The following is a 24,039-nucleotide window of genomic DNA, read 5'->3' on the forward strand; positions in this document are numbered from 1 at the left end:
GAGGCACGGACGCCGTGGGGGACGGCCGGAACCGGTCGGGACATCCGTCCGGGCGGGGCGGCGGGGCGGCCAGGACGTCTCAGCGCGTCGAGCCGCAGCCGGACAAGCCAAACAAGCCGGACCGGCCGCAGCCGGACAGCCGGACAGCCGGGGCGCGCCTCAGCGCGTCGAGCGGTCGCCGCCGGGCGGCCCACCGTGGGTGCGCCGTCCGCCGAGCCAGGTGCCGGCCACCTCGATCGAGGCCAGCCCACCGGCCGGCACCGCGTACGGATCGGTGGCCAGGTGCACCAGGTCGGCCCGCAGGCCCGGCCGCAGCACGCCCCACTCGGCCTCCTCGAAGGCCTGGTGCGCCACGCCCGCCGAGTACGCCGCCAGCGCCTCGGTGAGCCCGATCCGCTCCTCGGGCAGCCAGCCGCCGTCCGGCAGCCCGTCCGACGTCTGCCGGGTGACGGCGGTGGCCAGCCCGGCGAGCGGCTCGTAGCGGGTGACCGGCCAGTCGCTGCCGAAGGAGACCCGGGCACCGCCGCGCAGCAGGGCGGCGATCTGGTACTGCCGGGAGCCGCGGTCCGGGCCGAGTCGGGGCAGGGTGAGCTCGGTCATCAGCGGGTCGGTCTGCGCCCACAGCGGTTCGAAGTTGGCGATCACCCCGAGTTCGGCGAACCGCGGCAGGTCGTCCGGGTGGACCAGCTGGACGTGTGCGATCACCGGCCGGCGGGCGCGCTGCCCGTTGCGGCGGGCGGCGGCCTCGACGGCGTCCAGCGCGATCCGTACGCCGTGGTCGCCGATCGCGTGGATGTGCGGTTGGAAGCCCAGCGCGTCCACGGCGGTGACGGCCTCCGCCAGCTCGGCGCCGGTCCAGTTGGCGACGCCGTGGGAGTGCGGGCAGTCGCTGTACGGCTCCAGCAGCGCGGCCGTCCCGGACTCGATGACGCCGTCGGCGAAGAACTTGACCGCCCGCGCGCTGAGCCGCCCGCGCCCGGCGGCCTCGACCCGGTCGCGGTCGGCGGCCAGGCGGGGGAGCCGCTCGCGCCAGCCGTCCGGTTCGAGCAGCAGGGCGAGTCCGGCCCGGACCGGCAGGTCCTGCTCGGCGACGGCCGCCAGCCAGGTGTCCACCTGCGCGGGTTCGACCCAGGCGTCCTGGAGCCAGGTGAGTCCGGCGGCGGCGAGCGCGGCGGTGGTCTCCCGCAGTGCGGCGACCTGTTCGGCCAGCGGCCGCGGCGGGACGAGCGCGAGGACGGGGTTCAGCGCGCCGAACTCGCGCAGGGTGCCGAGCGGGCTGCCGTCCGGCCGTCGGACGATCTCGCCACCGACCGGCTGGGGCGTGTCCGGCCCGTACCCGGCCCGGCGCAGCGCCTCGCTGTTGGCCCAGCCGGTGTGGTGGTCCATGGTGCGCAGCAGCACCGGCCGGTCCGGTACAGCGGCGTCGAGCAGCCGGGCGTCGAACAGCCCGCCCTCGGCCAGTGACGGATCCACGGCGTCGCCGGTGATCCACTCGGCCTCGGGGTGGCGCCGCGCCCAGTCGCGGACGGCCGCCACGACCTGCTCCACGCTGGTGCAGTCGCGGACGGGCACGCCGCGCAGGCCGATGGCGCCGAGCAGCGGGTGGACGTGGCCGTCGCCGAAGGAGGGCAGCAGGGCGCCGCCGTCGAGGTCGACGGTCTCGGTGCCTTCGTCGCGCAGGGCGAGGGCGGCGTCGCCGAGGGCGGCGATCCGCCCCGCGCTGACGGCGAGGGCGTGGGTGCGGGGGAGGGCGGGGTCTCCGGTGTGGATCCGGCCGCCGGTGAAGATCGTTTCGGCACGCATACGGGGGTGTGCGTCCTCTCCGGGGCAGGGCGGGCCGACGGGTGCGCGGCCTGCCTAACCGAATGGGGTTCGGTTACCGTAGGCGCGGCACCGGCGGGTGCGGAAGGGTTTTACTGAAAGCCGTTCAATAACGCTTGGATAACGACGATCTTGGTCTGTCGGGGGCCGACGGGCCGCCCGGCGACCCCGAAGGTGAGGAACCGGGCATGCCCAGGCCGCGCACACCCCTGCTGGACCGGCAGCGCATCGTGGACACCGCGCTCCGGCTGGTCGACGAGGCGGGGGACCTCACCATCCCCGCGCTGGCCGGTGCGCTCAAGGTCAGCCCCTCCGCGCTCTACCACCACGTGGCCGGCCGGGCCGAGATCGTCGCCCTGATGCGCGCCGAGCTGGTGCGCACGATCGGCGAGCAGTCGATGTGGGACCAGCCCTGGGACGCCGCGCTGCGCACCTGGGCGCACGCCTACCGGGACGCCTTCGCCGAACACCCCGGCATCGTCCGGCTGCTCGCCACCGCGCCGCTTGCCGAATCGTTCATGCACGAGCTGTACGAGCGGGCCGTCGCCACCCTGGAAGACGCGGGCTTCGCCGCGCAGGACGTGATGGGCCTGATCACCGCCCTGGAGAGCTTCATCCTGGGCTCGGCGCTGGACCTCGTCGCCCCGGACGTCATGGTCGACGCCGTCGACCGCGCCGCCACCCCGCGGCTGGCCGACGCCCTGGACGCCGTCCCCGTCGGGCGCGAGCGCGCGGACCGGGCCTTCGAGCTTGGGCTCACCGCCCTGATCGGGGGCTACCGGGCGCTGCTGGGCTGACCGGCACGGGCCGGCCCGGCAGTGCCCGGCGGCTCCCCGGCCGCGATTTCTGACCAGGCGTGATGGCCTGCTAGTGTTCTTCCCGTCGAGAGGAAGTGATCTTCCGGGAAACGAATCTCGAACAGGCGTCAGCGGTGCTACCAGAGCACGCCCTACTTTCAGTAGGGAGAGTCCGTGCGATCCGGGCCTGGCGCTCCCATCGAAGGGGCTCGTTCCGTCCAACGGAACGGGCCCCTTCGGCGTGTTCGCGCTCCATGGGCTCGTCCTCTTATCGCACTTTCGATGACGAAACCCTCCGGCACGGCCCGGTATCGGCCAAGGTCCCGTGCCAGGCGGCCGGTGAACGGCGCTCCAACCGCCCTGGCCCACCAGTGGCGTCACCTCCCCTCCCGGACTGATGCATCGTCAATTCTTGGCCGGAACTGGCCGTTGCCGGTGTGAATATGCCATCGGAATGTTCGTCCGATGGAATCCGGCAGTAGCCTTCCGTGTCGAACTAGCCACTGCTGGTGGTGAACCGGTCGGCGCCGCGCTGCGTCCGGCCGCCCAGACCCCGCGAAGGAGCCGGTGTGCCCGGTATCGACGAATGCCTCTCCGGAGCGATGGCGATCCCCGGGGCCCGCGCCGCGAGCCTGGTCGACTGGAGCAGCGGGCTCGCCCTCGGCAGCCTCGGGGACAGCCCGACCGGAGAGCACGAAACCTCCGCCGCCGAGGCAACCGACCTGGTGCGGGCGGCCGTTGAGAGTCAGACCTTCACCGTGGCGGAGGACCGGCGGGCCCCGCTGGAGGACATCATCGTCACCGCCGGCCGCAGCTACCACCTGATCCGTTTCATCGACACCGTCTTCGACAACAGGCTCGTGCTGCACCTCTGGCTGGACCGCGCGGAGGGCAACCTCGCCGCCGCCCGCTTCCGCCTCCAGGCGCTCACCGACGAACTGGTGCTGGGGTGAGCGCGTGACCGCCGCGACCGGCACCGCGCCGCCGCCCTGGGCGGGGGCCGCCACCCCGAGGACCCCGGGCGAGGCGCTCGCCCTGCTCGCCGACCGTCGCGCCACCGGCGCCCTGCACGGACCGCTCGGCAGCCTCCACCTGGTCGACGGGCGGGTGGCCGCCGCCCAGTCCTCCCGGGCCCCCGGCCTGGCCGACCTGCTCATCGGCTGCGGCCGGATCACCCCCGAGGGCTGGGCGGAGCTGCTCCGGATCCACGGACCTCGGTCGAGGGTCGGCGAGGAGCTCGTCGAACGGCGGCTGCTCACCCGGGGAGAGCTCGAACTCGGCCACCTGGGAACGCTGTTCGACGCCTCGTTCTTCGTCCTCGCCGACCCGGGCGGCGGAGTCTGGCGGTTCGAGGCCGACGCCCGGCACTGGCTCGGACCGGTCGCGGACGTCGACCCGGCCCGGATCCGTCGCGAGGTCGCACGCCGTCGGCAACTGCTCGATGGGATCTGGCCGTGGGGGCAGCTCGACACCGCGCCCGTCCGCCCGGTCGAGCACGTCCGCCGAGCCTCCCACCGCCCGTCCGGCCGCCGGCGCCGCGAGCTGCTGGACCACGCCGACGGCCGCAGGACCCCGGCCGACCTGGCCCGGCTGCTCGGCCGCTCCGGTTTCGGCGTGACGGCCGACGTCCGACGGCTCGCCGCCGCCGGGCTGCTGGATGCGCCGCGTCCGGCCGACGTGCCGCGCCCGCCCGACGTGCCGACGGCGGCCCAGGTGCCCGAGGTGTCGCCAACGGCCGTACCGGCAGCCGAAGTTCCCCCACCGGTCACGAGCGGACCGGCCGGAGGGCTGCACCGCAGGGTCCCCGGCGCCAGCCTCCGGGGTGCCGGACTCCCCGGAGCCCCGGTCACGGCCGACCCCGCCGCAGCCCGTACCGGCACCCCCACCGGCGGCACCCCCGCCGGGACCGACGCCGGGGCCGACGCCCCCACGCGATCAGAACGCCCGCCCACCACGGCAGCGGCCCACCCGCTGACCGTTCCCGACCCGGACATCGCGCTGCTGACCCGGGTCCGAGACCTTCTGGAGGCCCGACTTTGACCCATTCCCCGCCCGCGACCCCGTCGTTCCGGCCATGAGGCGGGCACTCAAGCAGCGTGTCGGAAGGAGACAACTGATCGCCTTGGAGACCGAGTTGCTCGCCGAACTGCGCGCCGTCAAACACCGCGTCCCGCACCTCGCGGGTGGTCTGGTCGCCAGCGTGGACGGCCTGTTGATCGCGCACGACACCCACGGCACCGAGCCCTCGGGTCTGGCCGCGATGACGGCGGCCTCGCTCTCACTGGCCCAGCGGCTCGCCGACACCACCGGCCAGGGCGAGTTCCGCGAGTCGCTGGTGCGCGGCGAGAACGGCTACGTCGCCACCTACGCGGCCGGCGGCAGTTGCGTGCTGACGCTGCTGGCGCACCCCGACGTCAACGTCGGCCGGCTGCACCTGGAGGCCCGCCGTAGCGCGCAGCGCATCGCGGAGCTGCTCAACGACGCGCTCGTGCCCAAGGATCCGCGCGACGCGGGCTGACCGCGCCACCAGACCACCGCACCGCCTGAAACCGCACCGCCCGAAACCGAACCACCCACCAAAGAACGGGAGTTACCCAGATGACCGACGCAGCCGGCGCGCTCAAGCAGGCCATGACCAGCATCGAGGGCGCCATCGGCGCGGCCCTGGTGGACTACAACAGCGGCATGGCGCTGGCCACCCTCGACGGCCCCGGTGGCCTGGACCTCAACGTCGCCGCCGCCGGCAACACCGACGTGGTCCGCGCCAAGATGCGCACCATGGACATGCTCGGCCTCCAGGACGGGATCGAGGACATCCTGATCACCCTGACCAGCCAGTACCACCTGATCCGCCCGCTCACCGGCCGTACCGGCAAGGGCCTGTTCCTCTACCTCGCGCTGGACAAGGCGCGCGCCAACCTCGCGATGGCCCGCCACCAGCTGGGCCGGATCGAGGCCGAGCTGGAGGTCTGACGCGGCGCCCCGAAGCGCCGCGCCGGCCCACCGCGCCCGACGTGCGAGGAAGCGGACGAGGCCCCGGCGGCGGCTCACGCCCCGCCGGGCTCCGTCCACCCGGCCTCACCCCTGCGGCAGGTCCGGCCCGACGCTCCGCCCGCGCACCAGCTCGACCGGTCCGCCCGACCGTTCCCGGGCGGCCAGCGCGGCGGCCGTACGGTCCCAGGACGGGCCGGTCAGCAGTGCCCGCGCCTCGGCCGGGTCGCAGAGCCGCCACTCGACCAGTTCGTCCTCCGGCAGCACGAGGGAGTCGAGCATCCGCTCCGTCACCGTGCCCCCGTCGAACACGTACACCAGGACGGCGGTGTCCCGGCCGGTCGCCGGGTCCGCCTCCGGGTCGGCCGCCGCACCCGGCTGCCAGTCCAGCGCCAGCAGTGGCCCCGGTTCCACGTCCCAGCCGAGCTCCTCGCGGAGCTCCCGCCGGGCGGCCGCCCGGGGCATCTCCCGGTCCGCCTCGACCCCGCCGCCCGGCAGCGTCCAGCGCGGCACCTGCCCGAGCGGCCCGTCCCACGGCCGCAGCCGCACCAGCAGCACCCGGCCGGTGGCGTCGGTGAACAGTGCCCGCGCCTTGGTCCGGATGCGCGGCCGGGTGGCGTAGTAGGTCGCCCGGTCCATCGGCGGCTGCGAGGGTTCCGGCGGCTCCTCGGCGGACGGCGTCAGCCCCGGTGCGGCGGCCAGTCCGGCGTACTCGGGCACCGGCCCGTCGGCGGGCAACCGCGCGAGCGTGTGGCCGACCGGCCGGCTGTCCTCCAGTTCCAGCGGCCCGGTGTCGCCCGGTGCCCGCAGACAGGCCGTCACCCGGCGGGACAGCCGCGGTGGCAGGGCCTGTCCGGCCTGCTCCGCCGTCAGCCAGGTCCAGCCGCCGACCTCCGCCGTGTCCGGCCGGAACGCCGCCACCTGCTCCGCCGTCAGCGGCTCGGCCCAGTAGAGGTACACGACGATCGGCCGGTCGCCCTCGCGCAGCAGCGCCCAGTCCACGCCGGCCAGCGGTCCCAACCGGGGCGTGAACCCCAGCTCCTCCCGGATCTCCCGCAGGGCGGTCTCCCTCGGCGACCGGTCCGTCGGCTCCCACCCGCCGCCCGGGATCGCCACCGGGTGCTTCCGGTCGTACGGCAGCCGCACCACCAGCAGCCGCCCGGCCCCGTCGGAGAACAGCACCGCCGCCGCCGCCATGACGTCCCGACCCACCGCGTCCGAGCTCTCCACCCCGACTCCCTCCGTCACGCTCTCCCCGGACACGACAACCCGGGCCACCCCGATGGTTCCCGCCGAGCGGCCCCGCCGATCCCGGCCGTGACCGGCACCGTCCCCGGTCGTGGGGGAGAGGCGGTGTCAGCGGTGGCCCAGGACGTTGACCACACGGCCGTTGGGGTCGCGGACGAAGAACCGCCGTACGCCCCACTCCTCGTCCTGCAAGGGGTGGACGATCTCCGCACCGCCGGCCAGCACGGCCGCGTAGGCCGCGTCCACGTCGTCGACCTCGACGCTCAGGTCGGGGGTGACCGGCGCGGTCCTGTCGCCGGTCATGAAGCTGACCTGCGCCGCCGGACTGGACGGGGAGGCGAGCGTCATGATCCAGCCGTGGTTCATGACCTCCTCGAAGCCCAGCAGGCCGTAGAACTCCCGGCTCTCCTGCGCGGCCTCCGACCGGATGTTGGGCACGACACGGCGAACGGACATCGACGACTCCAGACAAGAACGGGAATGCCTCCGGGACCCTCCACAAGTACTACGCCACTCCCGCCGCCGCGCGCACTTCCGCAACAGTCCCCGGTTCCACCGCCTTCGCCGTCCCCGCCACCCCGGCGCGCTCCTCACCCCAGCGAGGCGAGGGCCTGCGCCGCGGCCCGGGCCATCTGCTCGTCGTGCCGCCGGCTCCCGCCGCGCAGGCGGGCGACGCCCTCCGCGGCGGCCAGTGCGAGCAGGCCCGGCAGGAGGTCGGTGCTGCGGGCGGCGAGCCAGCGGGTGCCCCGGGTGGCCATCCACCAGAGGTCGGCGGCCAGGCCCGGAGGTGGTTCGGCGGGAGCGGCGGTCGGGGGCGGGCCGAGGGGGTGGCCGGCCTCGGTGAGCAGGTCGTGGAAGCGCCGGGCGATCAGGTGGTGGCCCTCGGCGCTGGGGTGCAGGCGGTCGACGCTCAGCAGCCGGCGCTCCGTGAGCCACGGCAGCTCGGCGATGTGCAGGTGCACCGCCCGGTGGCGTTCGGTGAGGGCGTGCACCACGGTGTTGACCGCCCGCATCCGGCGCGCCAGGGGACGGGCGAGCGGCGCCGGGAGCCGGAGCAGGCTGCCCGGGTCGGGCAGGCAGGCGGTCAGCAGCCTGGCGCCGTGGCCGGACAGTTCCCCCATCGTGGCGTCCAGTTCCAGGGTGGCGCGCCGGATGTCGAAGCCCGAGCGCAGGGTGTCGTTGCCGCCGACCACCACCGCCGCGAGCTGCGGCCGCAGAGCCAGCGCGCCCGGTAACTGACGTGTCGTCAATTCCGTGGTGAGTGCCCCGCTGTACGCCAGGTTGGTGAACTCGACGTCCCGACCCTCGGGCGGCAGCGCGTGGGCGAGGACGGCGGCCCAGCCGCGCCAGCCCTCGCCGACCTGGTCCCCGACCCCCTCCGTGAGCGAGTCCCCGAGGGCGACGAAGCGCAGCAGCTCGCCGGCCGTGGGGCGTTCTTCCGCGGCCCGGCCGCGCCCGGCCTCCAGCATGCTCATCCTGACCCCCGACCTCCGTCCACCGCCTCGTCGTCGCGTACACCGTGTGCCGCCAGGAACGCCGCCACCGCCGCCGGCCAGCCGTACCGCTCGGCCTGGGCCCGGGCGGAGGCCCGTCGCAGCTCCTCCGGCCGACCCAGCAACTGCCGTACGGCGGAGGCGAATCCGTCGCCGGTGTCGACGGCCGCCACCCCGGCGAGCCCGACCAGGCCGGGCAGCGCGGAGGAGCGGCTGACCACCACCGGGGTCCCGCAGGCCAGTGACTCCATCGCGGCCAGCCCGAAGGTCTCCACCGGGCCGGGCGCGAGCACCACGTCCGCACAGCCCAGCAGTCGGGCCAGCTCCGCCCGCCCGCCCAGGTGCCCGAGGAAGCGCACCGGCAGCCGCAGCCGCGCGGCCCGCGTCGCCAGCCGGTCCCGCAGCGGCCCGGTGCCGGCCACCACCAGCACCGCGGGCCGCCGCCGGGCCCGCAGAACGGCCAGCGCCTCGATCGCCCGCTCGGGCCGCTTCTCCGCCGAGAGCCGGGAGCAGAGCACCAGCAGCGTCTCGTCCGGAGCGGCGTACCGGGCCCGCTCGGCCGCCCGTGCGGTCGGCGGCAGCGGGCGCATCGCGTCGAGGTCCACCCCCAGCGGGGCCCGGACCAGGTTCGGGGTGCCGATCCGCCGGAACTCCGCCGCCGCCCAGTCGGTGGTGCAGAGCACCGAGTCGTAGGCGCGGGCGGTGGCCGCGTTGAACCGGTCGGCCGTCGCGCCCGCCAGCGGACCGGGCAGGCCCCAGGTGCGCAGCAGGCCGGCGGCGCTCTCGTGCGAGACCATCACCGAGCGCACGCCGTGCCGCCGCGCCCAGGCGCCGGTCCAGCGCAGCGTGGTGCGGTCGGACACCTCCAGCCGGTCGGGGGAGAACCTGGTCAGCTCGGCGGCGACGGCCCGCCGGTCGGTGAGCAGCCGGTAGCCGCCGCTGGCCGGCAGCACCGGGCCGGGCAGGGTGACCACCACGCCCTGCTCGGTCTCCTCCTCGGAGCGCCGCTCCCCGGGGACGATCAGCACCGGACGGTGCCCGGCCGCCCGGTACCCGGCACCGAGGTGGCGCAGCGCGGTGCGCAGACCGCCGGAGACCGGGGTGACGAAGTTGGCGAGCCGGACGATCGTCAGCGCCTCGCCGGTCGCCGAGACCCTGCCGGCCATCGGAGCCTCACCGGCGATCGGCGAGGCGCCGGCCGTAGGCGCCCCGCCGTCGGGAACGGAGCTCATGCCGGCAGCTCCTCCGACAGGGCGGGCGCCACCGGCGCGGCCGACGCCGGGGCGGCGGACGGCAGCCGCACTCCGCGGTGCTCCGCCAGCACCTCGGCGTAGTGCCGCAGCAGCAGGTCCCCGACCGCCTCCCAGGTTCGCGCGGTCACCTCGGCGCGCCCGGCCTGCCCGTACCCGGCCCGCCGCGCCGGGTCGGCGGCCAGCTCGGCGACCGCCCGGGCCACCGCCGCGGCGTCCCGGGGCGGCACCAGCAGGCCGGTGCGGTGGTGGGCGACCAGGTCCAGCGGGCCGCCCGCCGCGGGGCCGATCACCGGCACGCCGCTGGCCATCGCCTCCTGGATGGTCTGACAGAAGGTCTCCAGCGGGCCGGTGTGCACGAAGACGTCCAGGGTGGCGAAGCAGCGCGCGAGCTCGTCCCCGGTGCGCCGGCCGAGGAACACGGCGCCCGGCATCGAGGCCTTCAGGCCGGGCGCCGAGGGGCCGTCCCCGACGACCACCACCCGTACCCCGGGCAGCGCCGAGGCCGCCGCCAGCAGGTCGACCCGCTTCTCCGGCGCCAGCCGTCCGACGTACCCGACCAGTACCTCCCCGCCCGGGGCCAGCGCCCGGTGCAGCGCCTCGTCCCGGTGCCGGGGGTGGAACCGCACCGAGTCCACTCCGCGCGGCCACAGCTGCACCCTCGGCACCCCGTGCGCGGTGAGGTCCTGGGCGGCGGGGGTGGAGGGCGCCAGGGTACGGGCGGCCGCGCGGTGCACGGCCCGGATCCGCCGCCAGGCGGCGGCCTCCCCGAGCCCCCGCCCGGCCCGGTAGGCGTGCGCGTACCCGGCCAGATCGGTCTGGTAGACGGCGACGGCGGGCACCCCGAGCCGCGCCGCGACCTGCATCCCGCGCGCGCCGAGCACGAACGGGCTGGCCAGGTGGACGAGGTCCGGACGGTGTCCGGCGACGGCGGCCGCCAGCTGCCGACTGGGCAGGGCGATCCGTACCTGGGGGTATCCCGGCAGCGGCACCGACGGGATGCGCACCACGGGAATCTCCGGCGCCGCGCCGCCGCCGAAGGTCTCCGGCGGGCACTCGGCGCCCCGCGCCGGCGAGGGGGTGACGACAAGGGGCCGGTGGCCCCGGCGGACCAGGTGCTCGGCCGTCCGCAGCACGCTGTGGGCGACTCCGTTGACCTCGGGCGGGAAGGATTCGGTGACGATGACGACGCGCATGCCAGTGTTCTGTCCGCGTCCGGCGTGCACCCGGCCAAAGGGATCTGTCGTAGAGGCGAACGCGGGTCGGCGATTTGCACCGCCGACCCGCGCTCCGGAGCCGGGCCCGCCACACCGTCCCGTGCATCGGATCCCGGCCTGTCACACCGTCCCGCGTCCCGGCCCGTCACACCGTCCCGTGCGTCGGGGCCCGGACCGTCACACCGACCCGGCGGTCTCCTTGAGTTCCGCGTACGGCGCGAGCTTGCGGATCGACGCGATGCTCCTCAGGCAGTCGTCCTTGCTCTCCTGCGGGTCGCCGGTCACCACGATCGTCCCGTTGCTCGCCTTGAGCCGGAACCGGTGCATGCCGCCCTCGTCCACGTACAGTTCGAATTTCCCGGCCATGCCAGATACAGCCTTCCGCTCGGATGACCCCCTGGCACCGCAACCTAGGGCCCACCCCACCACGCCGCCCGCCGACCGGACCCGTTCGGGTCACACCGCCGCGCGGCGTCGCCGACCGGCCGCGCTCCCGGGCCCCGCCGGGCGACCGGGCGAGCAGGCGAACGGCCCACGCGCGGAGGCGACGGGCCGGTCCCGCCCCACCCGCGCGTGGAGTCTCCGGCCCGGGGTCCGCCGCCCGACCGGAGCCGTCCGCGTCGTCAAGTGTCTTTGACGACACCTCGGTTCTCCGTGTCCGTACCGTCGGGCGCACCGCTCCTCGGGAGCCGCCGACGGCGATGACGGTGATTCGTCAACAAGTCGGGCAGTCGATAAGGTGCGTAGTCAACTGCCGCGCCTCGCACCTGAGGCCCGGTCAGGATGCGCGCCCTGGTGGGGCGGAGCTCCGCCGTGCCCGTCCGTGAACCTGACCGGTCGAGCCGTCGGGCGCGGGCGCGGTCTTCGCGGTCGGGCCGACCGGCGCCGCCCGCTCGGGATCAGGAGGAATGCATGGCACAGATCATCGCCGAGGTGTCGCGGACGTTCAACGAGTACCTGCTGCTCCCGAACCGGACTCGGACCGACTGCGGGCCCGCGGCCGTTGATCTCCGGACGCCCCTGGTGCGGCACCGGGTGGGCGAGGCCTCGGCGATCGAGCTGCACGCCCCGTTCGTGTCGGCGATCATGCAGGCGGTCAGCTCCCCGGAGCTCGCGATCGCGCTCGCCCGCAACGGCGGTCTGAGCTTCATCCACCACAACCAGCCGGTCGAGGAACAGGCGGCGGCCGTCCGGAAGGTGAAGAACTTCAAGGCCGGTTTCGTCACCAGCGACACCAACGTCCGGCCCGACGACACCCTCCGCGACCTGGTCGCGGTGATGCGCCGGACCGGCCACAGCACCGCCGCCGTCACCCACGACGGGACGGCGACCGGGCGCCTGCTCGGCCTGGTGACCTCGCGCGACTTCCACCCCCAGCGGCACGACCTCGACGGCCCCGTCAGCGGCCGGATGACCCCCCTCGGCGAGCTGCCCCACGCGGGCGGCGACGTCACCCTCTCCGAGGCGAACGCGAGGCTGTGGGAGGAGCGGCTGGACTGCCTCCCGGTGCTGGACGGCGAGGGGCACCTCCAGCACCTGGTGTTCCGGTCCGACTACGCGGACAACAAGCGCTTCCCGAACCAGGTCGTGGACGGCGGCAAGCGCCTGCGCGTGGGCGCGGGCGTCAACACCCACGACTACCGCGAGCGGGTTCCGGCCCTGTTGGAGGCGGGCGCGGACGTCCTGTGCTTCGACTCGTCCGACGGCTACAGCGACTGGCAGGCGGAGGCGCTGACCTGGACGAAGAAGAACTACCCGGAGATCCCGATCGGCGGCGGCAACGTGGTGGACGGCGAGGCGTTCACGTTCCTCGCCGAGGCCGGCGCCGACTTCGTGAAGATCGGTGTGGGCGGCGGCTCCATCTGCATCACGCGCGACCAGAAGGGCATCGGCCGGGGCCAGGCCAGCGCCGTCCTCGACGTCGCCGCCGCCCGGGACGCCTTCCTGGAGCGCACCGGCGACTACGTGCCGCTCTGCTCCGACGGCGGCCTGGTGGAGGACTACCACGTGGCCCTGGCGCTGGCGATGGGCGCGGACTTCGTCATGATGGGGCGGTACTTCGCCCGCTTCGACCAGGCACCCGGCGCGAAGGTCCCGACCAGGGACGGCTTCGTCAAGGAGTACTGGGGCGAGGGCTCCAACCGCGCCCGCAACTGGCAGCGCTACGGCCAGGGCGGTCAGGGGCTGGTCTTCGAGGAGGGGGTCGACGGCTACGTTCCCTACGCCGGCGACCTCAACGAGGGCCTGGCCACCACCATGGCGAAGATCAAGTCCACCATGGTCTCCTGCGGTTCCGTGACGCTGCCGGAGTTCCAGTCCACCGCGCGGCTGACCCTGGTGTCCGAGCAGAGCTTCCAGGAGAGCCACGCGAGCGTCACCCTGCGGGACACCTCCGGGACGGTCGCCTGAGCAACGGCGTGAGCGGTCGCGACGCGGCTCGGGAGGCGGAACCCCGCTGAAGGGCCCCGCGGGCGACCGGGCCCGTGCATGACCGGACCCGCGGGTGATCGAGAGCCGGAGGCTCGACCACCCGCGGGTCCGGTGCCGTCAGCCGGCGAGGTGGGCGTCGAGCCACCCCGGGAACTCGGTCAGGTCCTTCAGGACGACGTCGGCACCCGCCTCGCGCAGTTGGTCCGCGGTGAACGGCCCGGTGGCCACGGTCACCGCGAGGGCGCCGCCGGCCCGCGCCCCGGTGATGTCGCCGAGGTGGTCGCCGACGTAGACGGAGGCGCCCTGCTCGCGCAGGACGGCGCCCTTGCGGTCGGCGAAGACCGAGCCGAAGACGTCGTCGACCTTGATGCCGAGTGCGGCGAGGTTCAGCCGGGCGTTGGGCTCGAACTTGCCGGTGACGACGATCGTCCGACCGCCGTGCCGGTGGACGGCGGCGATCGCCTCCAGCGCGCCGGGCAGCAACTCGCCCACCGGGGCGCCGTATTGGGGGAACAGCGCCCGGTACCGGTCGGCGGCCGCGTCCACCTCGTCGGCGGGGAACCAGTTGGCCAGCTCCTCCTCGATCGGCGGGCCGACGCGGGTGATCGCCAGGTCGCTGTCGATGGCGACCCCCGTCTCGGCCGCCACCATGTCCAGCACCGCCTTGATGCCCGGCCGGCCGTCGGCCAGCGTCATGTCGAGGTCGAACCCTATGGTCAGTGCGGGCGCGGGGGACGCGTTCTCGGTCGTGTTCATGGCAGCAATGATCCGACCAACCTTGTGGCGAAGCAAGTTTGAGACTTCATCAGACCTGAGGGACTGATGCTTGGCGACAGGTCGGGTTCCCGCTGGGCGCGTGGGGGAGCCGCAGGCGGCCGACTCCGGCAAACCGCCCGCAATCCGGCAGACCCGATGATTTCGACGCCAATGCCGTTGCGGCCAGGGCATTTTCGGCCTGACTTACCGTCAATTACTGTTTCCCCCTGGATGAAAGACCAGGCGATCTTGCCGAGGGGTCGCCCGCGATGTAGCTTCGTCTGTAGCGTCATGAACACGCCAGCTAGCGGTGCGGAATCAACCGGGGGGCTGTGTTTGCCGATGAAGTTCTGGTGTTGACCAGTGATCCGACTGCCACGGGCTGCGTGAACGTGCCCAGGGGGGCTCCCGGCTCTGGAAGAGCCCGCCGATGAGATTTCCGGCGTAGGAGAACCGTTTCCCCGGGCAGGCGCATCGGCCGCTTCGGCACGATGGCGGATCGTCCCCCTCACTCTGCAAATCCGGAACCACTTTCAGTAGCAGGCCTTTCCTGGCGTGCCCGCGTGCTCACGTACCCGCGTGCTCACGTGCTCACGTGCCCGACTGCTCACGGGCTCGAGCGCTCGCCGGGACCTTTCACTGCCGTACGGCAGCAAGGAGGACTCATGAAGACCGGTCATCAGCGGGACGGCGAATCAACGGTTCCAGTGTTCAAGGACTTCCGGGCCGGTGTGGCGTTTCGCGACGTCATGCCCGTCCTGGCCAGCCGGGAGTCCTTCGGTGCGGCGATCGACGGCCTCACGGAGTGGTCGACTCCACTCGCCCCGGACTACGTCGCCGGCATAGACGCGCGCGGCTTCATCCTCGGTGGGGCCCTGGCGGACCGCCTGGGCTGCGGCTTCCTGGCCATTCGCAAAGAGGGGAAGCTGCCGGGCGAGACGGTGGGGCGGACGTTCTCCGGCGAATACTCGACCGACCGGATCGAGATTCGCAAGGACCTGGTGCCGCCCGGTGCCCGGGTCCTCATCCATGACGACATCGTCGCGACCGGGAACTCGGTGGCGGCCGCCGTGGAAATGCTCGAGGAGCTGGGCGCCACGGTGGTCGGAATCACGTGCTTGATCGAGAAGTCGTTCCTGAAGGGAAGGTCGCGCGTGAGCGTGCCTCTCTTCTCGGTCTATTCCTTCGACGCGTAAGGGAGTTGCTCGTGGCAGTGGAAACAGCACGGCAGACGTCGGTCCAGGAACGCCTCACACAATTATGGGCCGCCCGGCTGGAGATCTCGTCGATCGGCCTGGACGAGGACTTCTTCGAACTCGGCGGCGACTCGCTGACCGCCGCGGAACTGCAGGGGGACATCGACCGGGAATTCGGGGTGGAGGTGTCGGCCACGACCCTCTTCCTGTCGCCCACCATCGCGGAGTTGACCCAGGTGATCGAAGAGGCGGTGGCGGCGGCCCGGCCCGGGACGGCCGAGGCGTACCCGGGAGGCCGGCAGTGAGCACCGGCACGGCAGGAGACCTCACCGACCCCGCGCTCTACTCCCAGGGCGAACCGCACGAGGTCTGGCGCCGCCTCCGCGAACACGACCCGGTCCACTGGCAGCCGAACTCCGGCCGTGGCGGCGGCTACTGGGTCGTCACCCGGTACGCCGACGTCGAACGGGTGCTGCACGACTACTCCGCCTTCACCTCGGAGCGGGGTACCCTGCTCAACCTGCTCGGCCGAGGCGACCCGGCGGCCGGGAAGCAGCTGGCGGCGACCGACCCGCCGCACCACGACCGGGCGCGGATCCCGCTCAAGCAGGCCCTCGCCGTCAAGCCGCTCGCCTCGTTCTCCGACCGGATCCAGGCCGGTATCCGTGATCTGCTCGCCCCCGGAGCCGACGGACAGCCCTTCGACTTCGCGGTCGCGATGGCCCGGCTGCCCCTGGTCGCCCTCAGCCCCATCCTCGGGCTGCCCGCAGAGGACCACGAGCGCCTCATCCGCCTGGCCATGATGTCGACGGCGGAGGAGGACCCGGAGTTCCAGCTGCCGGGCGGCGTGGAGCCGACCCTCAAGCGCGGCCACCGGGAGATCTTCGCCTACTTCTCGGACCTGGTCCGGGCCCGGCTGCGGGATCCCGGCGACGACCTGATCAGCGTGCTGGCCGAGACCGAGGTGGACGGCGAGCCCATCTCGACCGGCTCGGTGATCTCCAACTGCTACAGCATGCTGCTGGGTTCGGCCGGAACGCTGCCGCACGTCCCGATCGCCGCGATCGTCGAACTGGCCGGCAGCCCGCGGTACGAGGACTGGGCCTCGCACCCGGAGCTGCTGGACTCCGGCATCGAGGAGGCCCTGCGCTGGGCCACGCCGGCCAGCAACTTCATGCGCTACGCGCTCCAGCCGGTCGAACTCTCCGGCGTGCGGATCGCCGAGGGCGACGCCGTGGTCGCCTACCTCGCCTCGGCCAACCGGGACGCCGAGGTCTTCCCCGACCCCGACGTGTTCGACATCCGGCGCCGCCCCAACCGGCACCTCGCCTTCGGCGTCGGCCACCACTACTGCGTCGGCTCGCACCTCGCCCGGCTGGCCCTGCGCCTGCTGTTCACCGAGCTGTTCGCGACGTTCTCCTCGATCGAGGTGGTCGGCGGGATCGAGCGGATGCACTCGACGTTCCTGGCCGGCTTCAAGCGGGTGCCCGTCGCGGGCGTGCCCCGCGGGGCCACCGTGAAGGGCTGAGGCGGATGACCCACTGGGTACCGGACCTGCCGGTCGTGCCGCTCGACGCCCCGCCGCACATCCTCGACCTGGTCGAACCGTTCCGGGGCCGGGGCGCGGCGGTCGTGGACGCCGGGGGATCACTCGACCACGCCGAGCTGGACGAGCGGTCCGCCGTGGTCGCCACCGCGCTGCGGGCCGCCGGGGTGGAGCCGGACAGCCCGGTCGTCGTGCACGCGCGGCTGTCCCGCTGGGCGGTCGTCGCCATGCTCGGGGTGCTGCGGGCCGGAGCGCGGTACGTCCCCGTGGACGCGGGGTTCCCGGTCGCCAGGCAGCGCTACATCGCGGAGGCCAGCGGCGCGCGGTTCGCGGTGTCGGAGCCCGGGCTGGACGTCCGGCTCGACGGCCTCCGCACGGTGCCGGCCGACACCGACGGCCCCCGGGGCGGGACCGTCCGCGGCACCCTGGCGTACACCTGCTTCACCAGCGGGTCGACCGGCCGGCCGAAGGGCGTCACGATCTCCGCCGCCGCGCTGGCGGCCTCGACCGCGGCCCGGCTCGCGTACTACCCGACGCCGGTCTCCACCTTCCTGCTCTGCTCGTCGATCTCCTTCGACAGCTCGGTCGCCGGCATCTACTGGACCCTGGCCTGCGGCGGCCGACTGGTCATCCCGAGCGACCGCCCGGCGGACCTGCTGGCGGTCGGCCGGGCCGCGCGGGACCACCGGGCGTCGCACCTGCTCATGCTCCCGTCGCTCTACGACATCGCCCTGCGCGGCGGCCTCGCCGAGCGGGCCGGCACGCTCTCCACGGTGATCGTCGCCGGGGAGGCCTGCCCGCCCGACCTGGTCCGGCAGCACTTCGCCGCGCTCCCGGGCACCCGGCTCTACAACGAGTACGGCCCGACGGAGTGCACGGTGTGGAGCGCGGTCCACGAGTGCACCCCGGCGGACGCGGACCTCCCGGACGTGCCGATCGGCGGCGCCGTCCCCGGGACCAGCCTCTACGTCCGCTCCGCCGACGGCGCCGCCGTGCCGCCCGGGGAGCCCGGGGAACTCCACATCGGCGGACCGGGCCTCGCCGAGCCGGCCCGCGAGCTCTACCGCACGGGGGACATCGTGTCCGTCACCGCCGGGGCCGAGCTGCGCTTCCACGGCCGGGCCGACCACCAGCTCAAACTCGGCGGGATGCGCGTCGACCGCTCCGAGATCGAACAGGCGCTGCGCACCCACCGGGACGTGGCGGCGGCCGCGGTCGGCGTCTGCACCGTCCAGGGGCGGAAGAAGGTGGTCGGCTTCGTCAGCCCGACCACCGGGGAGGTCGACCGGCGCAGCCTCCGGGCGCACCTCATCGAACGCCTGCCGGCCGTCGCCGTACCGAGCCGCATCGTGGCGCTGCCCCGGCTGCCCGTGCTGCCCAACGGCAAGGTCGACCACGGTGCGATCGACGAACTGGCCCACGACACGCTGCTGCAGAAGAACTGACCGACGGAAGGAGGTGGGGACGACCGTGGCAGCACCCCGTTGGCTGATGTGCCGTCAGCGTCGCCCCGACGCCGCCCTGCGCCTCTACTGCTTCCCGCACAGCGGCGGTTCGCCCGGCGAGTACCTGCGCTGGGCGGACCGGCTCCCCGCCGAGGTCGAGGTGTGGGGGGTCCAACTCCCGGGCCGCGGAAGCAGGATGCGGGAGCCGGCCATGACCGACCTGCGGGAGCTGGTCGGCGCGTTGACGGAACAGGCCGAGTTCACCGGCCCGTACGCCTTCCTGGGGCACAGCCTCGGCGCGATCGTCGCCTACGAGACGGCCGTCGCGCTGCGGGCGCTCGGACGCCCGGAGCCGGAGCGGCTCATCGTGTCCGTGAACGGCCCCCCGCACCTGCACCGCCCCGGACTGCCGCTCCACCTCCTCGACGGCGTCGACTTCGTCCCCCGGGTCGAGGAGCGGTACGGGCCGCTGCCGCCGGAACTCGGGAACGACCCGCGGATGCGCGAGCTGTACCTGGCCAACCTGCACGCGGACCTGACCGTCGTCGCGACCTACCGGCACGTCCCGACCGCCCCGCTGAGCTGCCCCGTCCTCGCGCTCGGCGCCACCGACGACTGGGAGGACGAGGGCAGGCTGCGCGAGTGGGGCCGGCACACCACCGGCCCGTCCGACGTCCGGATCCTTCCGGGCGGCCACTTCTACTTCCGGGACCACCCGGACCTCTTCTTCGACTGCCTGACGGACAGCCTCGGCGCCCTCACCGGGGCCCCGGCCGTCCGCCCGGCACCCGACCCCAAGGGAGCGCCGTGACCAGCCAGACCATCGACCTGCGGAGCGACACCGTCACCAGGCCCAGCGCGGCCATGCGAGCCGCCATGGCCGCCGCCGAGGTCGGCGACGACACCCTCGGCGACGACCCCACGGTGATCCGGCTGGAACGGATGCTCGCCGACGCCTTCGGGTTCACCGGCGCGCTGTTCCTGCCCAGCGGGGTCATGGCCAACCAGCTCGCGCTCCGGCTGCTGGTGCCGCCCGGGCAGGAGCTGCTGGCCGACGCCGGCGCGCACTTCCTGCTCTACGAGGACGGCGGAGTCGCCTGGCACGGCGGGATCCTGACCCGGACGACGGTCTCCGAGGACGGCCTGATCGACCCGGAGGTGCTCGCCCGGATGATCCGTCCCGCCACCGCCTACGGCAGCGGGACCCGGGCGGTGGCGGTGGAGAACACCCACAACGCCGCCGGCGGCGTGGTGTACCCGCTGGCCGCGCTGGAGGAGATCCGGCGGGTCACCCGCGAGGCCGGGGTCACGGTGCACTGCGACGGCGCCCGGATCTGGAACGCCCACGTCGCCAGCGGCGTCCCCTTCGAGGCCTACGGAGCCTGTTTCGACACGCTGTCCCTCTGCTTCTCCAAGGGGCTCGGCGCGCCCGCCGGCACCGTGCTGCTCCTGGACGCCGACCGCGTGGAGGAGGCCCGGGTCATGCGGCACCGGATGGGCGGCTCCATGCGGCAGACCGGGATCCTGGCCGCCGCCGCCATCCACGCCTTCGAGCACAACATCGGGCGGATGGCCGAGGACCACGCGAACGCGGCCCTGATCGCCGGTCTGCTGCGCGACGGCGGACTGGACGTCCGGGAGCCGCAGACCAACCTGGTGTTCGTGGAAGTGCCCGACGCGGCAGGGGTGCAGGAGCTCTGCGCGGCGTCCGGCGTTAGGGTCTCGGTGATGGGACCGCAAACGGTCCGCCTGGTGGCCCACTTGGACGTCGACAAGCAGCAGTGCGAGCGGGCGGCACTGACGGTCGCCGAGGCTGTCGCCCAACTGGCCACGGGCAACTGAGCACGTGTAGGAGCAGCTTGAGATGTCGTTCCGAGTGTGGCTGTCGGCCAGGTTCTTCCTGTTCTTCCTGACCTGGAGCTCGTACCTCTCCTACTGGGGGGTCTGGCTGCTCGCTTCGGGTTTCGGACCGACGGAGGTCACCGCGGTCATCACCGCCGGTCTGCTGTCGCGCTCGGTCTCCATCGCCGTCGTCTTCCCGGTGCTCTGCCGGACGGTCCCGCTCCGGAGACTGTCGCAGCTGCTCGCCTGGACGGCGACGGCGCTCAGTCCGCTCTACCTGACGCATCCTCAATTTCCTTCGATGATGGTGGTGTCGGTGCTCGTCGGCGTCAGCTACCCGCTGCTGATGCCGTTGAGCGAGACCCTCGCGACCATCGGCGCGGCGAACGGGCAGGTCGACTACGGGAGCGTCCGCTACTTCGGTTCGGCGGGGTTCCTCTTCGGCCTGGGCGTGTCCGGCGTGGTCGGGCGGACGGTCGGCAGCGGCGCGCTGGTGGGGGTCTTCGTCGTCGGGTGCCTGCTGCTCGCGCTGGCGGACCTGGCGCACCCCGTCGGGTTCCCGACGGTGGCGACCGTGGCCGGCGGCGGCCGCGGCCGGCTGCTGCGCAACCGCGTCTACGCGCTCGGCCTGGGCAGTTCCGTGCTGCTCCAGGGCGCCCACGCGGCCTACTACGCCTTCGGCGTCGAGTACTTCGGCCGGCTCGGCGTGTCGAGCATCAACGTCAGCCTCATGCTGGCGCTGGCCGTGGGGTGCGAGCTGCTCCTGTTCAAGTACGCGGGGCCGATGCTCGGCCGCTACCCGGTCCCGGTCCTCTTCGCCGCCGCCGCGGTGCTCTCGGTGCTGCGCTGGGGCCTGCTCGCGGTGCCGATGCCGCTGGTGTGCGTCGTGCTCACCCAGACGCTCCACGCGGGCACATTCGCGCTGACCCACGTCGCGCACGCGCGCTGCGTGCAGGGCCACGTCCCCGAGGACCTCTGGTCCGACGCCCAGGCGCTCTACGCCGGGTTGGCCATCGGCCTCGGTGTCGCCGCCGTCACCGCCGTCACCGGCCCGCTCTACGCGGCCTCCCCGCACTGGGCGTTCCTGGCGATGGCCGCGGTCTGCCTGCCCTGCTTCCTGCTGGTCCGGTGGCAGGTCAGGCTGCTGCGGGACGGGGCGGAGGTTCCCGAGCGGGTCGCGTGAGCGCGCCGTCCGGGTGCCGCCGCGCCGCCGTACGGGCGTACCCGGGCGGGGCGCGTACGGCACCGCGGCCCGGCGCGGGGTGAGCGCCGGGCCGCGGGGGCCGCGGGGTTCAGCAGTTGGCGAGGATGCCGGTGAGCGCGTTCTTCTCGGCGCTGTCCACGCTCAGGCCGTAGTACTGCTTCACCTGCACCCAGGCGCGGGCGTAGGTGCAGCGGTAGGAGGCCTGGGGGAGCCACTCGGCCGGGTCGCGGTCGCCCTTGGAGCGGTTGCTGCTCGCGGAGACCAGCAGCAGCTGGGGGCGGGTGACGTCGTTGGCGAAGGCCTGGCGCTGGGGGGTGGTCCAGGCCCAGGCGCCGGAGGCCCAGGCCTCGGAGAGCGGCACCAGGTGGTCGACGTCGAAGGAGGAGGCGTTGGTGGTGGTCGCGCCGTCGTACGGCGAGGACCAGTTGCCGCTGGTGGCCTTGCAGGAGGTGTCGGTGGCGACGTTGCTGCCGTCCCGCTTGACGACCCACTCGCGGGTGTCGCAGGTGCCGCTGACGGTGATCCAGGTCGGGAACAGCGTGCGGTCGTAGGTGTCGCCGTGGGTCTCCGCGGTGGCGGGCATCGCGGCGAGGTACGTGCGGGCGGTGGCCGCGGAGATCGGGGTCGGCAGGGCGGCCTGGGCGGGGGTGCCGGCCGTGACGACGGTCACGGCGGCGAGGACGGCGGCCACCGGTATGCAGGACAGGAACCGGCGTGCGGGTGCGCTGGGGGCCATGGCGGACGCTCCATCATCAGATCGGATGAACTGCTGAATTGCGTGCGCCAGTGTGGCGATTCGATGACCTACGCGGGTAGACCCGGGAAGTGAAATCCTCGTGCACATCGGACGTGCACCGGACAAGTCCGGCGCGCGCCACGGAGGTTCACGAGGATTTCAGGGGATGTGTCGGCTTCTCCGACTGCCGCCGGGAGTTCAGTCGCGGCGCCGGCCCGCCATCCAGACGTAGACCAGGATGCCCGCGAACAGGAACAGGACGCCCTGGTAGACGGCGGCGTAGCCGGCCCCGGCGAGCAGCCAGATCGAGAAGGCGAAGGCGCCCAGGCCGAGGACGGCGTCGCGCACCAGCCGCCCGCCGTCGACCTTCTCGCCGTCCCCGCGCACCAGCCAGTACAGCTGGGCGGCGGTGGAGAGCAGGTACGGCACCGTCGCGGTGAAGGTGGTGACCAGCACCAGCATGTCGAAGGCGCCCTTCGCGCCGCTGGCGAAGTTGAGCACGGTCAGCGCCGAGGCCAGCGCCACGCTGACCAGCACGCCGAAGGTCGGCACCCCGCGCCGCTCCTTGCCGAAGGCGGCCGGGAACAGGCCGTCCTTGGCGGCCGCGTACGGCGCCTGGGCGGAGAGCAGGGTCCAGCCGTTGAGGGCGCCGGTCATCGAGACCAGCGCGGCGACGGCGATCGCCGTGCCGCCCCAGGTGCCGCCGAACATCGCGTTCACGGCGTCCGAGAACGGCGCGGCGGAGTGGACGAGCTGCTGGTGCGCCACGGTGCCGAACACCGCCAGGGTGCCGAGCAGGTAGACCACCGCCGCACCGGCCGTCCCGAGCACGCTGGCCCGGCCGACGTTGCGCTCCGGGTCACGGACCTTGCCGGCGCTCATCGCCGCCGACTCCACACCCAGGTAGCTGAACAGCAGGATCGCCGCGGCGGCGGACATCCCGCCGGCCCAGCCCTGGCCGCTGGCGTCGAAGGGCCCGAGGTTCTTCGGGTCGAAGAAGAACAGCCCGCCCACCGCGACCAGCAGCAGCGGGACGAACTTCAGCACGGTGGAGACGAGTTGGACCGCCCCGACGTAGCGCGTGCCGGCCAGGTTGGCCAGCGCCGGCAGCCACTGGAAGGCCAGCGCGGCGGTGATCTCCAGCGGGATGGAGTGGTGCAGCGGCAGCAGCACGTCCAGGTACCCGACGGCGGCCACGGCGAGCGCGGCGTTGCTGACCCAGGTGGTGATCCAGTACGACCAGGCGGACAGGAAGCCGGCGAAGTCCCCGAAGGCCTCGCGGGCGTAGACGTACGGCCCGCCGGTGCGCGGGTTGCGGCGGGCCAGCTGCCCGAAGACCAGCGCCAGCGCGATCGCGCCCACGGTGAGCACCACGAAGGCGACCAGGCTGACCGTGCCGAACGGGGCCACGGCGGCCGGGATCATGAAGATGCCGCCGCCGATGATGTTGCCCATCACCAGGGCGGTGGCGGTCGTCAGCCCGAAGCGGCGGCCGCCCTTCCGCGGCGTCGGGCCGGTCGGTGCGGTGCCGGTGGGCGGGGAGTCGACCGGCCCCGGGGTCTCCGGGCCGCTCGGTCGGGTCGCCTGCCGAGGTGCGGCGGGACTGGTCTGCATGAGGGTGGTGCGCCTTTCGTGGTGCTGCTCCTGCTGCCGCCGGGTTGCGCGGCCGCGCTCGCTGCTGCTCCCGCCCGGTGGAGCGGTGGAGCGCCATGGAGCGACCGTTCATGCTCGGACCGGGCGGCACTGTGCACCAAATCGACGGGATTTGTTCAGTTCGCCGGGTCCATCACCGCAAGACTTGCGGTCGCGGGGCGGCCGGACGGGTACTCGTCCGGCGCCCTCCTCGCGGCTGTTCGACCGGATTCACGGACGTACGCCCGGATTCGTCCGGTCGGGGGAGTTGCCTCACCCGATTGCCTCAGCCCGGTTGCGGCGCGCGCCCGAAGCCGTGCGTTCGTGTGCCAACGTGGGCGCGGCGCCTCCCCGGTGGGGCGCGCCCAGCCCGTCGGGCGGCCGAACCGGCCGGTCGGGGGCGCGGGTTGAGGACCAGAGACGAACCAAAGGACA

23 protein-coding genes are annotated in these 24,039 nt (G+C 73.7%); 13 read left to right on the forward strand and 10 right to left on the reverse strand.

Translation table 11 applies throughout. The annotated features are described in order from the left end of the window. Positions 1-159: 159 nt before the first annotated feature. The gene (locus ACFCY1_RS19985) at positions 160-1,803 is read right to left on the reverse strand and encodes an amidohydrolase (RefSeq protein ID WP_375875416.1); all 1,644 of its coding nucleotides are present in this window, start codon (positions 1,801-1,803) and stop codon (positions 160-162) included. 206 nt (positions 1,804-2,009) lie between these two features. Between ACFCY1_RS19985 and ACFCY1_RS19990 the strand changes: the two genes are divergently transcribed. From ACFCY1_RS19990 to ACFCY1_RS20010, 5 genes are all read left to right on the forward strand, one after another. Beyond that, positions 2,010-2,618 (forward strand): TetR/AcrR family transcriptional regulator C-terminal domain-containing protein, encoded by a 609-nt coding sequence (locus tag ACFCY1_RS19990; RefSeq protein WP_049652049.1) that lies wholly within the window; start codon positions 2,010-2,012, stop codon positions 2,616-2,618. A gap of 569 nt (positions 2,619-3,187) precedes the next feature. Continuing rightward, the gene (locus tag ACFCY1_RS19995) at positions 3,188-3,571 is read left to right on the forward strand and encodes a hypothetical protein (RefSeq protein ID WP_049652050.1); all 384 of its coding nucleotides are present in this window, start codon (positions 3,188-3,190) and stop codon (positions 3,569-3,571) included. Positions 3,572-3,575: 4 nt separating this feature from the next. Then, entirely contained in the window at positions 3,576-4,658 is a 1,083-nt protein-coding gene (locus tag ACFCY1_RS20000; protein WP_375875417.1) for a hypothetical protein, read from the forward strand. A gap of 82 nt (positions 4,659-4,740) precedes the next feature. After that, positions 4,741-5,136: a roadblock/LC7 domain-containing protein gene (locus ACFCY1_RS20005; RefSeq protein ID WP_310593218.1), complete on the forward strand. Its 396-nt coding sequence runs from the start codon at positions 4,741-4,743 to the stop codon at positions 5,134-5,136. Positions 5,137-5,216: 80 nt separating this feature from the next. Beyond that, positions 5,217-5,591, forward strand: a complete 375-nt coding sequence (locus ACFCY1_RS20010) for a hypothetical protein (protein WP_049652052.1) — start codon at positions 5,217-5,219, stop codon at positions 5,589-5,591. Positions 5,592-5,696: 105 nt separating this feature from the next. On the opposite strand, the gene ACFCY1_RS20015 is transcribed toward ACFCY1_RS20010, so the two are convergent. The 6 genes from ACFCY1_RS20015 to ACFCY1_RS20040 all read right to left on the reverse strand — a co-directional run bounded on the left by ACFCY1_RS20015 (position 5,697) and on the right by ACFCY1_RS20040 (position 11,183). Next, entirely contained in the window at positions 5,697-6,839 is a 1,143-nt protein-coding gene (locus ACFCY1_RS20015; protein ID WP_375875418.1) for an NUDIX domain-containing protein, read from the reverse strand. A gap of 126 nt (positions 6,840-6,965) precedes the next feature. After that, positions 6,966-7,313, reverse strand: a complete 348-nt coding sequence (locus tag ACFCY1_RS20020; RefSeq protein ID WP_049652054.1) for a VOC family protein — start codon at positions 7,311-7,313, stop codon at positions 6,966-6,968. A 134-nt stretch (positions 7,314-7,447) separates the two neighbouring features. After that, entirely contained in the window at positions 7,448-8,332 is an 885-nt protein-coding gene (locus ACFCY1_RS20025) for an SGNH/GDSL hydrolase family protein (RefSeq protein WP_079272521.1), read from the reverse strand. Further along, positions 8,329-9,516: a glycosyltransferase gene (locus tag ACFCY1_RS20030; RefSeq protein ID WP_375875430.1), complete on the reverse strand. Its 1,188-nt coding sequence runs from the start codon at positions 9,514-9,516 to the stop codon at positions 8,329-8,331. Before ACFCY1_RS20030 ends, ACFCY1_RS20025 begins: the two co-directional genes overlap by 4 nt. A 62-nt stretch (positions 9,517-9,578) precedes the next feature. After that, positions 9,579-10,796 (reverse strand): glycosyltransferase family 1 protein, encoded by a 1,218-nt coding sequence (locus ACFCY1_RS20035; protein WP_079272522.1) that lies wholly within the window; start codon positions 10,794-10,796, stop codon positions 9,579-9,581. Positions 10,797-10,994: 198 nt separating this feature from the next. Then, positions 10,995-11,183 carry a DUF1508 domain-containing protein gene (locus ACFCY1_RS20040; protein WP_049652112.1) on the reverse strand — a complete coding sequence of 63 codons (189 nt, stop codon included), beginning with the start codon at positions 11,181-11,183 and terminating at the stop codon, positions 10,995-10,997. 546 nt (positions 11,184-11,729) lie between these two features. On the opposite strand from ACFCY1_RS20040, the gene ACFCY1_RS20045 reads away from it, so the two are divergent. Beyond that, complete coding sequence (locus ACFCY1_RS20045) at positions 11,730-13,226, forward strand: IMP dehydrogenase (RefSeq protein ID WP_375875419.1); 1,497 nt, start codon at positions 11,730-11,732, stop codon at positions 13,224-13,226. A gap of 138 nt (positions 13,227-13,364) precedes the next feature. On the opposite strand, the gene ACFCY1_RS20050 is transcribed toward ACFCY1_RS20045, so the two are convergent. Next, positions 13,365-14,003, reverse strand: coding sequence for an HAD family hydrolase (locus ACFCY1_RS20050; protein ID WP_220450140.1), 639 nt, complete (start codon positions 14,001-14,003; stop codon positions 13,365-13,367). A gap of 665 nt (positions 14,004-14,668) precedes the next feature. Between ACFCY1_RS20050 and ACFCY1_RS20055 the strand changes: the two genes are divergently transcribed. The 7 genes from ACFCY1_RS20055 to ACFCY1_RS20085 are packed head-to-tail and all read left to right on the forward strand — an operon-like array spanning position 14,669 to position 21,215. Continuing rightward, positions 14,669-15,199, forward strand: coding sequence for an adenine phosphoribosyltransferase (locus ACFCY1_RS20055; protein ID WP_049652115.1), 531 nt, complete (start codon positions 14,669-14,671; stop codon positions 15,197-15,199). A gap of 11 nt (positions 15,200-15,210) precedes the next feature. Beyond that, positions 15,211-15,504, forward strand: coding sequence for an acyl carrier protein (locus ACFCY1_RS20060; RefSeq protein WP_074004520.1), 294 nt, complete (start codon positions 15,211-15,213; stop codon positions 15,502-15,504). Continuing rightward, positions 15,501-16,727, forward strand: a complete 1,227-nt coding sequence (locus tag ACFCY1_RS20065) for a cytochrome P450 (RefSeq protein WP_049652117.1) — start codon at positions 15,501-15,503, stop codon at positions 16,725-16,727. Before ACFCY1_RS20060 ends, ACFCY1_RS20065 begins: the two co-directional genes overlap by 4 nt. A 5-nt stretch (positions 16,728-16,732) precedes the next feature. Then, complete coding sequence (locus tag ACFCY1_RS20070; RefSeq protein WP_375875420.1) at positions 16,733-18,190, forward strand: amino acid adenylation domain-containing protein; 1,458 nt, start codon at positions 16,733-16,735, stop codon at positions 18,188-18,190. 25 nt (positions 18,191-18,215) lie between these two features. Beyond that, a complete protein-coding gene (locus ACFCY1_RS20075) occupies positions 18,216-19,001 on the forward strand; it encodes a thioesterase II family protein (protein ID WP_375875421.1) in 786 nt (261 codons plus the stop codon). After that, complete coding sequence (locus ACFCY1_RS20080) at positions 18,998-20,032, forward strand: low specificity L-threonine aldolase (RefSeq protein ID WP_074004524.1); 1,035 nt, start codon at positions 18,998-19,000, stop codon at positions 20,030-20,032. The genes ACFCY1_RS20075 and ACFCY1_RS20080 overlap by 4 nt, the downstream gene beginning before the upstream one ends. Positions 20,033-20,054: 22 nt before the next feature. Further along, positions 20,055-21,215 (forward strand): MFS transporter, encoded by a 1,161-nt coding sequence (locus ACFCY1_RS20085; protein WP_117492288.1) that lies wholly within the window; start codon positions 20,055-20,057, stop codon positions 21,213-21,215. 109 nt (positions 21,216-21,324) lie between these two features. On the opposite strand, the gene ACFCY1_RS20090 is transcribed toward ACFCY1_RS20085, so the two are convergent. Together ACFCY1_RS20090 and ACFCY1_RS20095 are read right to left on the reverse strand one after the other, a co-directional pair. After that, positions 21,325-21,972 carry an HNH endonuclease family protein gene (locus ACFCY1_RS20090; RefSeq protein WP_049652121.1) on the reverse strand — a complete coding sequence of 216 codons (648 nt, stop codon included), beginning with the start codon at positions 21,970-21,972 and terminating at the stop codon, positions 21,325-21,327. A gap of 198 nt (positions 21,973-22,170) precedes the next feature. Further along, positions 22,171-23,586: an amino acid permease gene (locus ACFCY1_RS20095; protein WP_375875422.1), complete on the reverse strand. Its 1,416-nt coding sequence runs from the start codon at positions 23,584-23,586 to the stop codon at positions 22,171-22,173. Positions 23,587-24,039 lie beyond the last annotated feature (453 nt).

This window comes from Kitasatospora sp. NPDC056273 (assembly GCF_042268845.1).
In the GTDB taxonomy this organism is placed as follows: Bacteria; Actinomycetota; Actinomycetes; order Streptomycetales; family Streptomycetaceae; genus Kitasatospora.